The organism is Acinetobacter sp. Z1, assembly GCF_024296945.1.
Classification (GTDB): Bacteria; Pseudomonadota; Gammaproteobacteria; order Pseudomonadales; family Moraxellaceae; genus Acinetobacter; species Acinetobacter beijerinckii.
The window spans coordinates 3,183,845-3,198,946 of the sequence record NZ_CP101115.1 but is presented as its reverse complement, the minus strand read 5'-3'; the positions used below and the strand labels follow the sequence as shown (position 1 = coordinate 3,198,946).

Here is a 15,102-nt window from a genome sequence, read left to right as displayed (position 1 = left end):
ATACGTGTAAAATGTGCAGCATTTTTTAGAAATAAGTAATAGGTGGGCGACGTATGTCGGTTTCGACGATTACCCCTTGGGTTGTTGGCAATTGGAAGATGAATCCAAAGCATGCTGACGCTCTCCAATTAATAAAAGAATTTAAACAGTTGTTGCAACAAGAAAATGTTTCTCCTGAGCATTGTCATATTGGTGTTGCGCCTATAACTATCGCTTTGTCTAATATCCATAATGAATTGGGTGATGCGGTACGACCGATTTATACGGTTGCTCAAGATGTATCAAAAGTCGCAGGTACAGGTGCCTATACGGGTGAGGTGAGTGCAGAACTATTAAAAGATAGTCAGATTGAATATGTATTAATAGGGCATTCGGAACGCCGTGAGTTATTCGGTGACAATGTTGAAATCCTAAAAGCAAAATTGCAAAATGCTTTGAATGCAGGTTTAACGGTGATTTATTGCGTCGGCGAAAGCTTAACACAGCGTGAGCAGGGTGTGGCTGAACAAGTGGTCTTGCAACAAATCTGTGATATTGCTTCTATTGTAAAAGCTGAACAATGGCACAATATCGTGATAGCTTATGAACCCATTTGGGCGATTGGTACAGGTAAAACTGCTTCACCCGCAGATGCACAAGCAATGCATGCAAAAATTCGTGAGGGTTTAAAGCAGATTAGCGCCTTGGGTGAGACGATAGCAATTTTATATGGCGGTAGTGTGAAAGCTGAGAATGCAGCAGAATTGGCTGCTTGCCCAGATATTAATGGTGCTTTGGTTGGTGGTGCATCTCTAAATGCTCAATCTTTTTACCAAATCGCAAAAGCATTTGCTCAAAGCAAATAACGAGGAATAGAAATGTATAGTTTTATACTCGTTGTACACATCATTTTGGCAATTTTAATTATTGCTTTGGTTTTAGTACAACAAGGTAAAGGTGCGGAAGCAGGTGCATCATTTGGTGGTGGTGGTGCTGCAACTGTGTTTGGTGCTTCAGGAGCGGGTAACTTTTTGACACGCTTAACTGCAATTTTTACTGCACTGTTTTTTGTCACAAGCTTAACGTTAGCAGTATTTGCAAAAAAGCAGACAACTGATGCATATAGTTTAAAATCTGTACAAAGCTCAACCTCTGTACCTGCTTCATCGCCTGAAACTTCATCAAACGCACCAAAAACAACTGAATAAGTTAAATTAACCCTTTTCTTTTGTGAGTTTAGGGCATAGAATGCGTCCCATAAAGCTGCGGTGGTGGTGGAATTGGTAGACACGCTACCTTGAGGTGGTAGTGCCTTCGGGCGTGGGGGTTCAAGTCCCCCCTTCCGCACCAAACTTAATAACCAGTAAGTTCGGTGTTTGCAGTGATATTGATGCGGGATGGAGCAGTCTGGTAGCTCGTCGGGCTCATAACCCGAAGGTCGTTGGTTCAAATCCAGCTCCCGCTACCATTTGATTAAGGTGCAACTTAATCAAGCGAATATGAAAACTTGGATTGACTTTTTTTCATATTTGTATATAATTTTTGCACGTTGTTGCGGGATGGAGCAGTCTGGTAGCTCGTCGGGCTCATAACCCGAAGGTCGTTGGTTCAAATCCAGCTCCCGCTACCAAGTTTCTAAAAGAGGCTCACAGTTATGGTGGGCCTTTTTGCACAGTGGGCAATGCTTTTCTGTGTAAAATATAGGGGCGATTTACGCCCTTTTTTATTGGTTGTTTAGCTATCGTGTAGTGTTCGACATCAATTGGTCAAATAGTCGTGCTTCACTATACGGTTAAGATTGATTGGCTCGCATGAGAGCGACGAGAGTAAATGAAATTATCAAATAAATCTCAAGCATTGCATGATCTAATCGCACCAGCTGTGGCTGCTTGTGGTGTAGATCTGTGGGGGATTGAATTCCTGCCACAAGGTAAACGTTCTTTATTACGCATTTATATCGATAGAGCTGTTGATGAGAATGTTGAACCTGCCCTAAATGAAGATGGTGAAGTTGAACAAGGCCGTGGTATTGGCGTTCAGGATTGTGTTTTAGTGACACAACAAGTCGGTGCAATGCTTGATGTTCATGATCCAATTGCTGGTGAATATGCTTTAGAAGTGTCTTCTCCTGGGTGGGATCGTCCATTTTTCCAGTTAAATCAATTGCCTGCTTATATTGGGCAACAAGTGGCTTTACGATTAATTGCTGCCGTCGAAAACCGTCGCAAATTCCAAGCAAAATTACTTTCTGTAGATCTTGAAAATGAAATAATTCAAGTTGAAGTGGAAGGGAAACATGTGCTTGAAATTGATAGTAATAATATTGATAAAGCAAATTTAATCTATCAAGACTAATATTAATTTAATTTTATAAGAAATCGGTAGGTGACTTATGGGCCGCGAAATTCTTACCGTTGCAGAAACGGTTAGTAATGAAAAAGGTGTTAGTCGTGAAGCGATCTTCGAGGCATTAGAGCAAGCACTTGTTGCTGCAACGAAGAAAAAATTCTACGAAGGCACAAATTCAGAAGAAGCTCAACTTCGTGTTGAGATTGATCGTAAGACTGGTGATTATCGTACATTCCGTCAATGGACTCTCGTTGCTGATGAAGATCATGAAATGCCAGCATGTCAGGATGCAATTTCTGATGTAGATGCATCAAAATGGTCGATTGGTGATATTCGTGAGCTTGAAGTTGAATCGATTGAATTCGGTCGTATTGCTGCGCAAATCGCTAAACAAGTGATTGTGCAAAAGATTCGTGAAGCAGAACGTGCATTGGTTGCTGATGCTTATGAATCTAAAGTGGGTGAGTTGATTTACGGTGAAGTGAAAAAGCAAACTAAAGATGGCTTTATCATTGATCTTGGTGACAACGCTGAAGCTTATTTAGCGCGTGAAGAAACCATTCATAAAGAAATTTTACGTCCTAAGCAACGTGTAAATGCCATTTTATACAACGTTAACCGTGAAGGTCGTGGAGCACAATTGTTATTGTCTCGTGCACGTCCTGAAATGTTAATCGCTTTGATGAAAAAAGAAATTCCAGAAATTTCTGAAGAAATTATTGAGATTAAAGCTGCGGCGCGCCAACCAGGTGTTCGAGCTAAAATTGCTGTAAAAACCAATGATCATCGTATTGACCCTGTTGGTGCATGTATTGGTATGCGTGGTACACGTATCCAAGCAGTTCAACAAGAGTTAAATGGCGAGCGTATTGATGTAGTTGTGTGGTCAGATGACCCAGCACAATACATTGCAAGTGCTCTAGAGCCAGCTGATGTATCTGGTATCGTTTTAGATGAAGATGCGCGTAGTGCAGATATCATCTTTGCAACCAATGATCAATTGGCTCGTGCAATTGGTTCTCAAGGGCAAAATGTTCGTTTAGCGTCGGAATTAACCGGCTATAAACTCGACATGATGTTAGAAGAAGAGTATCGTGCTCGTCAGCAAAATGAAGCTCAACAATATTTAGATATGTTTGTATCACGTCTCGATATTGAAGAAGACTTGGCAATGGCTTTGGTCGAAATGGGCTTTACCTCATTAGAAGAGATTGCTTACGTACCAGCTGAAACATTTGATGAAATTGAGCTTGAAGCTGATTTAGTTGAATTGTTGCAAAGTCGTGCAAAAGAAGCTGCGTTGACTGATGCCTTAAAACAGCAAGAAAATATTCAAGAGCCAAGTGCAGAACTTCTCGGTATGGAAGGTATGACGACTGAGATTGCATATGCATTGGCGGCGCGTGGTGTGATTACTGTAGATGACTTAGCTGATCAAGCAACTGATGATATTTCAGATATCGAAGGTTTAGGTCATGAAAAAGCAGGTCAACTCATTATGAAAGCACGTGAATCATGGTTTAACTAGGAGATAATAGATGACGGACAAGTCGATTCAAGAGTTAGCGCTCAGCGTAGAACGTCCTGTAGAGAAACTCCTAGAGCAGGTTCGCGATGCAGGTCTACCACAGCGTAAAGCAGATGATATTATTACCGCTGAACAGCAAGATACTTTGATCAATCACTTGAAAAAAGTACATGGTCAGGACAGTGGTAACACAGGAAAAATTGCGTTGAAACGTAAAACAACGAGTACTGCTAAAGTAACAAGTACTTCGGGTAAAGCTAAAAACATTAATGTTGAAGTTCGCAAAAAACAAGTTTTTGCTAAGCCAAATCCAGAATTACTTGCTGCTGAAGCAAAAGCACGCGCAGAAGCTGATGCCAAAGCACGTGCAGAATTAACAGAACGTGACAAAGCAGTGCAAACTGCACGCGATGTTGCTGAGAAAAAAGCCAATGCAACTTTAGATGCAATGCGTGCAGCGCATACGTCTAATAGTGCAGCGCAAGCACCAGCTAAAACGGCTGTTGTGGTGAAAAAGCGTGGTAGTGACAAGGTGATTAAAGCACCAGTTATTAAGCCTACAGAAACCCCTGAACAGAAAAAAGCACGTGAAGCACAAGCAGCTCAGTTGAAAGCAACTGAAGAAGCAGTGCGTCGTAAAGCAGCTGAAGAAGCGCAACAGCGTACACTTGAGCAAATGCGTCAGATGGCATCAAAATATTCAAGTGATGATGCAACGACAACGATTCGTGTTATTGATGATTCGCCTTTAGCTGCGGGTCTCGTTGGTCAGGCATACGAAGATTCTTTCAATAAAGAAGACCGTGAAATCAAACGCGGTGGTGCTACTGCAAATCCACGTGCGAGTAAGAAAGGTGGTCGTGGTGGTGATGCTCAATCAGAGCAAAGCTTTAGCAAAAGCCATCATAAACGTGGTTTAAAAACAAGCCAAGCAAATAAACATGGCTTTGAAAAACCTGTTAAAAAGCAAGTTTATGATGTTGAAATTGGTGAGAAAATTGTAGTTGCTGATCTTGCACAAAAGATGGCAATTAAAGTTCGTGAAGTTATCAAAACACTCATGAAAATGGGTGAGTTGGTTACTCAAAACCAAGCGATTGATCAAGATACTGCGGTACTCGTTGTTGAAGAAATGGGTCATAACCCAGTATTAGTTTCTGATACACAAGCTGAAGATAATTTATTAGAAGCAGCTGAAGAAGCACGTGGTGAACAAACGACTCGTCCACCAGTAGTGACAATCATGGGTCACGTTGACCATGGTAAAACCTCATTGCTGGATCGCATTCGTCGCTCTAAAGTGGCAGCGGGGGAAGCAGGCGGTATCACACAGCATATCGGTGCTTATCACGTTGAGACTGAGAAAGGCATTATTACTTTCTTAGATACACCGGGTCACGCCGCGTTTACGTCTATGCGTGCACGTGGTGCAAAAGCAACGGATATCGTGGTTCTTGTTGTAGCTGCTGATGATGGTGTAATGCCACAGACTGCTGAAGCAATCGACCATGCACGTGCAGCGGGTACTCCAATTATTGTTGCTATCAACAAAATGGATAAAGAGTCTGCAGATGTTGACCGTGTATTAAATGAATTAACCACTAAAGGTATTGTGCCTGAAGAGTGGGGCGGTGATGTTCCAATCGCTAAAGTTTCTGCGCATTCTGGTGCAGGTATTGATGGTTTACTTGATCTTATCTTGATCCAAGCTGAATTGATGGAGCTTAAAGCTTCAGCAGAAGGTGCAGCTCAAGGTGTGGTTATTGAAGCACGTGTTGACAAAGGTCGCGGTGCAGTAACCTCAATTCTTGTACAAAACGGTACATTGAATATTGGTGATTTAGTTCTTGCTGGTTCTTCTTACGGTCGTGTACGTGCGATGGTTGATGAAAATGGTAAGCGTATCACGTCAGCAGGTCCTTCAATTCCAGTTGAAATTTTAGGTTTACCTGATGCGCCAATGGCAGGTGATGAGGTTCTTGTTGTCAATGATGAGAAGAAAGCACGTGAAGTAGCTGATGCTCGTTCAGACCGCGAACGTCATAAACGTTTAGAGCGTGCGAGTGCAATGCGTCTTGAAAACATCATGGCGTCTATGGGTAAAAAAGATATTCCTTATGTGAATGTTGTACTCAAAACTGATGTTCGTGGTACGTTGGAAGCATTACATGTTGCGCTTGATGAGCTTTCTACAGATGAAGTTAAAGTCCGTGTAATCGGTTCTGGTGTTGGTGCGATCACTGAGTCAGATGTAACTTTAGCGGAATCTTCAGAAGCAGTTTTATTAGGTTTCAACGTACGTGCGGATAACACAGCTCGTCAAAAATCTGATCAAGATGGTATTGATATTCGTTACTACAGCGTTATCTACCATTTAATTGATGATGTTAAAGCAGCAATGAGCGGTAAGCTTGCACCTGAACATCGTGAAACGATTCTTGGTGTTGCAGAAGTACGTGAAGTGTTCCATTCAAGTAAATTTGGTGCAGCAGCAGGCTGTATGGTACTTGAAGGTGTCTTACATCGTAACAAACCGATTCGCGTATTACGTGATGATGTGGTTGTATTCCAAGGTGAGCTTGAATCTCTTCGTCGCTATAAAGAAGTGGTTGAAGAAGTTCGTGCTGGTATGGAATGTGGTCTTGCGGTGAAAGGCTATAAAGACATCAAAGAAAAAGATAAGATCGAAGTCTATGATGTTCAATTGATTAAACGGAGTCTTTAATGGCGGGTAGCCAACGCTTAAAGCGCATGGCGGATTCAGTACAACGAGAGTTGTCTGAGCTGATCCGTCAGGAGCTTAAAGATCCTCGCTTAGGTGGTCTAGTGACCATCTCTGCGGTGAAAGTCAGTGCAGATATGGGTTATGCTGAAGTTTATGTCACTGTGATGGGACGTGAACTGGGTGATGATCAAAGTGAAGCAGCAAATAAAGAAACGTTAGATGTGTTGAATAAAGCTTCTGGTTTCTTGCGTCACGAATTGAGTCGTCGTATCAAGACGCGTATAACACCTAGATTGCGTTTCCATTACGATAAGACCAATGCATATGGTAACTATATGTTTGGTTTGATTGCGGAAGCTGTGAAAGATTTGCCTGAACAAGAGCAAGACAAAGAATAAGTTAAAAAGCCACCTTAGGGTGGCTTTTTTATGCCTCAATTATCATGAGGATTTTTATTTTTAATATCTTTATGTCTTAAACTAAAACATGCGGTTTTAAGTAAACTTCATGGAAAATAATAGTTTTCCTTGTTTCTACATTGCAGATAGAAGCTTAAATTAGTGATATAAGTTTAATCATTGAATGGACTAATTTGTTAAAGATTTATGATTAGCCTTGAGCCCACTAAACTGTTCTACTGTTAAATAAAAAAAGACCAACTATTGTTGGTCTTTTTTTTCTGCAACGCGACGATATCGCTGCCAAGGTAATGGACGATTTAAAGCTTCTGGTACATCCCCACTGGTTGAGCGCAAACGTAAATGAATCGCAGCCTGCGCCATTAAATTCGCAGATACTGGTGCAGTGATAAAGGCAAACAACGTAATTAGTAATTCGGCAAAACCAAAACGACCTTCAGTTGCTCCAAAGATCATTGCCGCAATAAGGAAGCTCCCTAAGCCAAGTGTACTGGATTTGGTTGGTGCATGTAGACGCATGAATAAGTCGGGTAGACGTATCATTCCGATTGAACCAATCAGCATAAAAAATGTGCCAAAGATCAAAAAGAATGAAATGATAATTTCAAAAATTATTTGCATAGCGTATTCCTTTTAATCAATGACATGTCCAGTCGTGAAATATCGAGCAAGTGCAACTGTCGAAACGAAACCGAGCATTGCAACTAATAATGCACCTTCAAAAAGATTGGTACTGGTCCAATAAATTCCTAAAACGATAATCAAACATGTTGCATTTAGAAAAAGTGTATCGAGTGCTAATAAGCGGTCAATTACAGAAGGTCCGATGATCAGACGGATAAGGCAGATGAACATTGATATTGTTATAGCAATCAAGCTGATCCCAAGTGCATAAGGTAAAATAGTCATTTCATAGCTCCTTCTGCAACCTTTACATCAAAAATCTCGATTAGTGGTTTTTCATAGCGATTCTTGATTTCTTGAATATCTAATTCAATATCATCAGAACTTAACGCATGGACTAAGATGTCACCTTTTTCTTGATCAATACCTGCAGATACAGTTCCTGGTGTCGTGGTAATGATCATTGCAAGTAAGGTGTTGACTTGCTCGTGTTCGGTTTCTAACGGAACGCGATACCATTTAGGATGAAGGTTTTCCAAAGGACCAAGCACCATTTTTGCGACTCGAAAGTTTGAAATCACGATATCCCAAAGCACTACAAATACTAATTTAATTGCAGGTGTCCAGTGGATATGGGGTGTTCTCGCAATAAAAGGTCGAACTAAACGTGGGATTAAAATCCCCAATAAAAATGCAAGTAAGATATCTGACAGATCTAAACTATTCGCCAGCATTAACCAAGTGATGAACACCAAAAAAGACACGAATGGGTGAGGGAACCAACGTTCAAGCAACGTAATTTTTTGCATTAGTGTTCCTCCATTGGTTTTAATAGGGTTTCATTTGGTATCGTAGGTGCATCTAAAGTTTGTTCAGCAATTTGACGTTGCTTATATTCAGAAATATGTTCGCCTTGCAAGGTTGCTTGAGAGATCACATCTGGAATAAGCAAAGCATTATGGTCTTCTACTTCGCCACCGTACTTGGTTTCTGGTAAGTAAGTTGGATCATAAGGTTGAACACTAATCGCTTTACCTTGAGCATCAGTTTTCAGAATAGCTTGCTGATAAAGTGCATGATTTTGGATTTGCTGAGCCGTTGAAACCGCATAGGTTTGAATTGGTGCAGCAAAAACAACATAAGACATTAATCCTGCAAGCAGTATATAAATCGCTTGATCATTGCGCTTAGGCGCATGTTCAGGCAGAGCTTGATATTCCGTATAAGCTTGTTCATTTGGGTTTTCTTCTGGTGGACTTGCCCGCCAAAACAAAATAAAGCCGACACGAGTGAGAGCAATAATACTGAGTAAACTGACAATCAAAATGACAGCAATAATCCACGCTTGATAAGCCGATTCTGCAGTTGCTTGTAAAATAAATACTTTACCTAGAAAGCCACTAAAAGGTGGTAAACCAGCCAGCATGAGCGCAATGGTAAAGTAGGTAAAAGCAGCCGCTTTTTCTTGCTTGATTCGAGGAGCAACTTTTAAATGATCTTTAAATGAACCTCGTTGCGATGTCATCCAACCACAGAACAAATAGAAGGCAGCAGCAATCAAGGTACTATGAACCAAATAATATAAAGCTGCGGCCCACGCTTCAGTATTGAACATCGCAATCGCAATTAGTAATGTACCAATAGATGACAACACCATGAAACCAACAAAACGACGTAAACGATCAGCACCCAATGCTCCAATTACACCGTAAAATGATGTAATTAAGCCAATAATCATCAGACAGTTTTTGAAGATGTTCTGTGCCATCGCATCATCGAACACTGTGCCATTGACACGTAAGATGGCGTAAATACCCACTTTAGTCATAATGGTAAAAATAGCAGCGACAGGTGTGCTTGCAACGGCATAGGTTTTCGGTAACCAGAAGCCGACTGGTAGCATTGCAGCTTTAATTCCAAATACTACAAAAAGCAGTAAACCACCTGCAATCGCAAGTTTATGTTGATCACCATCCAAAGTTGGAACCAGTCGATCGACATCTGCCATATTCAAGCTACCAACACTGCCATAAATCATCCCTAATCCAAGCAGGAATAGGGCAGAGGCAAGTAGGTTGATCGTGACGTAATGCACACCGAGTTGGAATCGAGGACGACCTTGACCATGCAACAGCAACACATAGGAAGCCATCAGCAAAACTTCAAAGAAAACGAAGAGGTTAAATAAATCGCCTGTTAAGAATGCACCTGTTAGTCCCATCAATAAAAAATGGAACATGGTATGGAAATAGCGTCCACGAGTATCCCAATTATCGCTTGCATACCATATAACAGGCACGGCAAGCACATATGTCAGTACCAACATAAATGCGGATAAGCGGTCAAGGACTAAGACGATCCCAAAAGGGGCAGACCACTCGCCAAGTTGATAGACCGTAATTTGTCCAGTGTTTGCTATTAGCAGATAACTAATCGCTGTTATTAAACCTAAAACAGCAGCAGTTAAACTGATACCACGTCGCCAAGGTTGACGCCAATCTTGTTTTAATGAACCAGAACCAGGATTTCCAAGCAGCAACAATATGAAGCTAGTAAAGGTTGGGATGAGAATACTAAGTATCGGAGCATGAGCAAGCCAAAAATTATGAAAATCAAACATTATGGCTCATCCTCGCGTGGGTCATAAGTTAAGGTTGGGTCTTCTTTAGCATCAACATGATCGGTACCAGACTCATAGCGACTACGTAGTGCCAATTGCACGATAAAAGCAGTTGTCGCAAAACCAATAACAATTGCTGTCAGTACTAAGGCTTGAGGCAATGGATCAGTCACTTTGGTTGCTTCTGTTAGGATTGCGGGTGAATTGGTTTGTAAACGCCCCATAGCGAATAGAAATAAGTTAACCGCATAGCCAATCATGGCTAAGCCTAAAACCACTGGAAATGTTCTAGCGCGCAGAATCAGATAAATACCTGTTGCGATTAATAAGCCAATCCCAGAAGACAGTAAAAATTCAATACTTATCATTTTATTTATCTCCACTTGGGATTGGACCCGACATACTTGAGTGACGAGAATCACCTAAGACCGAAATCAACAACATAGCTGCACCAACAACGGTAATGTAAACACCAATGTCAAATGATACTGCTGAGGCTAGATGCATTTTTCCAAGTAAAGGTGGTTCTACATAAATATGTGCACTGGTTAGGAATGGACGTGCCCATAACCAGGCTGCAATTCCACTTAGACCTGCGATAGTTAAGCCTGCACCAATCCATATCTCATATAAGCGACCAGATTTTGCTTTAATCAATTGCTCAGCTTGATCTTGACCCAATACGATATATTGAATGATTAATGCCATTGAGGTGATTAAGCCCGCAATAAAGCCGCCACCTGGATAATTATGCCCGCGCATGAAAATATAGACGCTGATCACTAAGGCTAAAGGCAGAACCCATGAAGCACTAATACGTAGCATTAATGGTGAAGGGTTAAAGCGGTAAGATAGACCTTTAGTCATGGTGGTTCCGTGAGCACGCATTCCGTCCATCAAACAAAGTGCGCCTACAGCGGCAATACCTAATACCGTGATTTCACCGAAGGTATCGAATCCACGGAAATCGACTAAGATTACATTGACGACATTTGAACCGCCACCCAGTGGAATGGATTGCTGCAAGAAGAACCATGAAATCGAATTATGATCACGCGTTAGAATCAACCAAGTGATCCAACCAATACCTACACCGCCAACGATAGCCAATATTGCATCACGATAACGACGAGAACGACTTGACTCATATGGTGTTAACTGTGGAAGTAAAGACAAGCTCATGAGTAAAAGTACGGTAGTAACCACATCAACCGTAATCTGGGTTAATGCTAAATCAGGTGCGGATAAGGTCACAAACACCATCGTCACAACCAGACCAACTGCGCCACTAATCAGAACAGCTTTAATTCGTTCATGATGGAACCATAACATCATCCAACAGCCTGAGAATAACGTCAGCCACAGTACAATCGCAATCCACGGTGCATGGGTTAATTCACGGGTGCCAGTTGTTAGCCCTTGGTTGAAGAGGGGGAGTGCCACCATGATAACGCTGAATAAAACAATCAATAGAACATAGTTTTGCAAAGAACCTGTTTCGGTCGCTTGTTTTATCTTTCTACTGATCAGTAATAAATGCTTTAAGAAAAGCTCGAATAAGATTTTGCCTTGTAATCGACCTAAATAAGGATCTAAATCTATTTTTCTAATGCGTCCATCTTTAGCAAGTGTAAAGTAGAATAAAGCACCTCCGACCAAAGCGATTAAACTCATAATCAGTGGGGCATTAATACCATGCCAAATCGCTAAATGTGTACCTTCAAATTCAGGTTGAGCTAAACTTGCACGAGTCACACTATTTACTAATGTGCCTGCGAGTAATGCGGGGAAAATACCCACTAATATACATAGCGTTGCTAAAATAATGGCAGGTAGACGCATACCCAAATGCGGTTCATGTGCATCTTTCTTTGGAACTTGTTTACCTAGATCACCATCAAAAAACACACCATGAACGAGACGAATTGAATAACTCACTGCAAAAATACCAGCCAAAGTTGCAACAATCGCTGAAATTACCATCACTGGTCCCGACAAATTAGCCAATAATTCCGTAAAGAACATTTCTTTGGAAATAAAGCCATTGGTCAAAGGTACGCCTGCCATAGAGGCAGCAGTGATCATGGTTAATGTGCCTGTAAAAGGTAAGAATTGCCAAATCCCACTGAGCTTGCGTAGATCACGTGTTCCAGTTTCATGGTCAACGATACCTGCAAGCATAAATAATGCTGCTTTGAATGTGGCATGGTTAATGATGTGGAAAATTGCCGCAGCCACAGCAAGTGGTGAACCAATACCAAGCAGACAAACAATCAAACCCAAGTGGCTGATCGTTGAATATGCCAATAGACCTTTAAGGTCTTCTTTGAAAATGGCAAAACCTGCTGCCATACACAATGTAAATAGACCGACGAAAGTGACAATATTGTGATAAAGCGCAGCGCCGATAAAAATAGGGGCTAAACGAGCAAGTAAAAAAATACCTGCTTTTACCATCGTCGCTGAATGTAGATAGGCAGAGACTGGTGTAGGCGCTGCCATTGCATTGGGTAACCAAAAATGGAATGGAAACTGCGCACTTTTAGTAAATGCACCTAATAGAATGAGTAATAGTGTAGGAACAAATAATGCATGTTGCTGAATGGTATCTTTCATTAATACCAGTTGATCAATTTCGTACGTTCCAGTGATTTGTCCCAGTAGAACAAAGCCACCGAGCATGGCCAAGCCACCCATTCCTGTGATGGTAAGTGCCATACGCGCACCACGTTGTGCGGCATCGTATTGACTCCAGTAACCAACCAAAAGAAAGGATGAAATACTGGTGAGTTCCCAAAAAACCAATAAAATAATCAGGTTGTTTGAGAGTGAAATTCCCAGCATAGCAGCCATAAACAACATCAAGAGTTGATATAACTTACTTAGAGAGTTCTTGGGACTTAAATAATAATAGGCATAAATATAAATGAGCGTGCCGATACCGCTAATCAGCAAACCAAACAATAACCCTAATGCATCTAGGCGAAAACTAAGATTAATTCCGAGTTGTGGAAGCCAATCCCAACTTTGTTGTAGCGTATTTCCTTGAAGAACCGTTTCTGCTTGTGTAAGAAGCAATATAAAACAACTAAGGCTGATGCCTATGGCCCCAAGTGCCGTCATGCCACGCGAAATGCGTTGCAATTGTGAGACAAGGGTGGTGCCGAGTATAAGCGGTAATAAGATAATAATCGGTAGCACACTGGTATCCATGTCGATGATTTAGGTCGGAGAAGACCTAAGGGTGAATTTTCTTTCAAGACTTAAGGCATTCAAAGAGAAAGCCAAAATTTCAAATCTCGAAACCCAATCAAGTAAACGGAAAGAGCAAGTTGTATTGCGCAACTTGAAAATAAAAAATGTGATTTATTCTACTATAAAATATCAACAAAAATCTGATGTTATTACATGAAAATAACAACATCATCATTGCTTAAAAGTACGTAGTTCGATTTCTAAAAAGAGGTTTTCTGAGATGTATCATCAATTTTTAATAAGCTGAGTAAATGACTCTTTTGCTCTGCACTAAGCTCCTGTATTTGAATAAATAAATCCTCAACTTTGTCGACGGAATTTTCCGAAGTAAGCAATTCTTGATTTTCTGTATTGAGATCAATATGAGTAGTTTGGGTTAACTCATGGTAAAGCTGCGAAAGTTGTTGTTGTGATGTTTGAATATCTAACTCAGAAATCGATTTTGAATCTAAACGTAGACATTGATAGTTAATTGCATGTTCCAATAATTCATCACGATTGCCTGAAGCAATGATTTGTAATCTTGGGAACGCTTGATGCAAACGCTCTAAAATTTCAGCACTCATGTTCTGATCTAATTGATGCTCAATTTGATCAATCATTAATATACCTTCACCTTCTAAACATGGATCAAAACAATGTGGATTGAGCAAACATAGTCGCCGTGTAATATCTCCAACTAAAGCAATCCACGTTTTAAGCGAAGCGGATAATTGTTGAAAAGGGATCACTTGCTCTTGATAGCGGACGATCAACTGAAGTTTAGGTACATATTGAATATAGAGATCATTCAGATCAGGGAAAATAGTTTGTAAACTTTTCTTTAATGCATATAAGTTAGGTGCTGAAAGTTGTTTGGGATGATGAATCAACTCTTGCTGTAGTTGTTGCAAAATCTCTGCTTGATGCTGCTGGCTAAAATCATTGCCCATCAAACGCCGAACAATATGTGCTGAATGTGCATTCTCAACATCACTGATTTCGCGCAACCATTCAAAAAATCGAGAAAAAGTGGTGTAAGGCAAAGCAGTGAGATCATAGGCAGAAATTTCCTGCAAAATTCCAGGGACATTTTTACTTTGTAAATTAACCTCTTGAACAAAGCGTTCAGCAGGATAATAGGCAATTAAGGGTAGACCAAACAAAGGATCTTGATGACTGGTCTTCTGATATAACGTCACCATTTGATCAAGTTGTTGTGTTTCAACTTGGCTAATACCAATACCTTGGCTATTAAAAGTTTTAAATAATTTCCAACTGCAACTTTGGGTATCTTTTTCTTGAGCGGTGCTGCTTTCATTGAGACTGGTGCTGAGTTCACTACTCATTCGCACATTTATTTGTATTTTAGCTTGCAAACGAGTCAACATAATATCTTGATCAGAAATCACCACGCCTGCCGTGCGAATATCTTTATAGCGCGCAGAAAACCAAGTCAAAGACTGATAAATATTTTTTAAAATTGTACTTTTACCTGTAGCTTGATCGCCGAGGATTAGAGTAATAGGAGACTTTTGTGGATGAAATTCGATTTTTAAATCTCGAAACATTCCTACATGTTTAAATTGCACCGACTCAAGTTGCATAGGCTCACCTTAATTCT

At 40.7% G+C, this 15,102-nt stretch carries 13 protein-coding genes and 3 tRNA genes; 9 read left to right on the top strand and 7 right to left on the bottom strand.

The window, feature by feature from the left end:
• Nucleotides 1-53: 53 nt before the first annotated feature.
• The 9 genes from tpiA (at nucleotide 54) to NGC85_RS15090 (ending at nucleotide 6,979) form a co-directional block, all read left to right on the top strand.
• Complete coding sequence (gene tpiA / locus NGC85_RS15130) at nucleotides 54-845, top strand: triose-phosphate isomerase (protein ID WP_254732214.1); 792 nt, start codon at nucleotides 54-56, stop codon at nucleotides 843-845.
• A gap of 12 nt (nucleotides 846-857) precedes the next feature.
• On the top strand, nucleotides 858-1,187 hold the full coding sequence (gene secG, locus NGC85_RS15125; RefSeq protein ID WP_005061069.1) for a preprotein translocase subunit SecG: 330 nt from the start codon (nucleotides 858-860) through the stop codon (nucleotides 1,185-1,187).
• Nucleotides 1,188-1,244: 57 nt separating this feature from the next.
• Nucleotides 1,245-1,329, top strand: a tRNA-Leu gene (locus NGC85_RS15120).
• A 41-nt stretch (nucleotides 1,330-1,370) separates the two neighbouring features.
• Nucleotides 1,371-1,447: transfer RNA gene (locus NGC85_RS15115), tRNA-Met, on the top strand.
• Between the two features lie 85 nt (nucleotides 1,448-1,532).
• Nucleotides 1,533-1,609, top strand: a tRNA-Met gene (locus tag NGC85_RS15110).
• Nucleotides 1,610-1,809: 200 nt separating this feature from the next.
• Nucleotides 1,810-2,334 (top strand): ribosome maturation factor RimP, encoded by a 525-nt coding sequence (gene rimP, locus NGC85_RS15105; protein ID WP_254732213.1) that lies wholly within the window; start codon nucleotides 1,810-1,812, stop codon nucleotides 2,332-2,334.
• A 37-nt stretch (nucleotides 2,335-2,371) separates the two neighbouring features.
• Complete coding sequence (gene nusA / locus NGC85_RS15100; protein ID WP_254732212.1) at nucleotides 2,372-3,856, top strand: transcription termination factor NusA; 1,485 nt, start codon at nucleotides 2,372-2,374, stop codon at nucleotides 3,854-3,856.
• A gap of 10 nt (nucleotides 3,857-3,866) precedes the next feature.
• Complete coding sequence (infB, locus tag NGC85_RS15095) at nucleotides 3,867-6,581, top strand: translation initiation factor IF-2 (protein WP_005061075.1); 2,715 nt, start codon at nucleotides 3,867-3,869, stop codon at nucleotides 6,579-6,581.
• A complete protein-coding gene (locus tag NGC85_RS15090) occupies nucleotides 6,581-6,979 on the top strand; it encodes a ribosome-binding factor A (RefSeq protein ID WP_004637691.1) in 399 nt (132 codons plus the stop codon). Before infB ends, NGC85_RS15090 begins: the two co-directional genes overlap by 1 nt.
• Nucleotides 6,980-7,240: 261 nt before the next feature.
• On the opposite strand, the gene NGC85_RS15085 is transcribed toward NGC85_RS15090, so the two are convergent.
• The 7 genes from NGC85_RS15085 to NGC85_RS15055 form a co-directional block, all read right to left on the bottom strand.
• Nucleotides 7,241-7,621 (bottom strand): Na+/H+ antiporter subunit G, encoded by a 381-nt coding sequence (locus tag NGC85_RS15085; protein WP_005051024.1) that lies wholly within the window; start codon nucleotides 7,619-7,621, stop codon nucleotides 7,241-7,243.
• Nucleotides 7,622-7,633: 12 nt separating this feature from the next.
• On the bottom strand, nucleotides 7,634-7,909 hold the full coding sequence (locus NGC85_RS15080) for a monovalent cation/H+ antiporter subunit F (protein ID WP_005061078.1): 276 nt from the start codon (nucleotides 7,907-7,909) through the stop codon (nucleotides 7,634-7,636).
• Entirely contained in the window at nucleotides 7,906-8,433 is a 528-nt protein-coding gene (locus NGC85_RS15075; RefSeq protein WP_005061080.1) for a Na+/H+ antiporter subunit E, read from the bottom strand. Before NGC85_RS15075 ends, NGC85_RS15080 begins: the two co-directional genes overlap by 4 nt.
• A complete protein-coding gene (locus tag NGC85_RS15070) occupies nucleotides 8,433-10,244 on the bottom strand; it encodes a monovalent cation/H+ antiporter subunit D (RefSeq protein ID WP_254732211.1) in 1,812 nt (603 codons plus the stop codon). Before NGC85_RS15070 ends, NGC85_RS15075 begins: the two co-directional genes overlap by 1 nt.
• On the bottom strand, nucleotides 10,244-10,612 hold the full coding sequence (locus NGC85_RS15065) for a Na+/H+ antiporter subunit C (protein WP_005051034.1): 369 nt from the start codon (nucleotides 10,610-10,612) through the stop codon (nucleotides 10,244-10,246). The genes NGC85_RS15070 and NGC85_RS15065 overlap by 1 nt, the downstream gene beginning before the upstream one ends.
• 1 nt (nucleotide 10,613) lies before the next feature.
• Complete coding sequence (locus NGC85_RS15060) at nucleotides 10,614-13,457, bottom strand: monovalent cation/H+ antiporter subunit A (RefSeq protein ID WP_254732210.1); 2,844 nt, start codon at nucleotides 13,455-13,457, stop codon at nucleotides 10,614-10,616.
• A gap of 242 nt (nucleotides 13,458-13,699) precedes the next feature.
• A complete protein-coding gene (locus NGC85_RS15055; protein WP_254732209.1) occupies nucleotides 13,700-15,085 on the bottom strand; it encodes an AAA family ATPase in 1,386 nt (461 codons plus the stop codon).
• Between the last annotated feature and the right edge of the window lie 17 nt (nucleotides 15,086-15,102).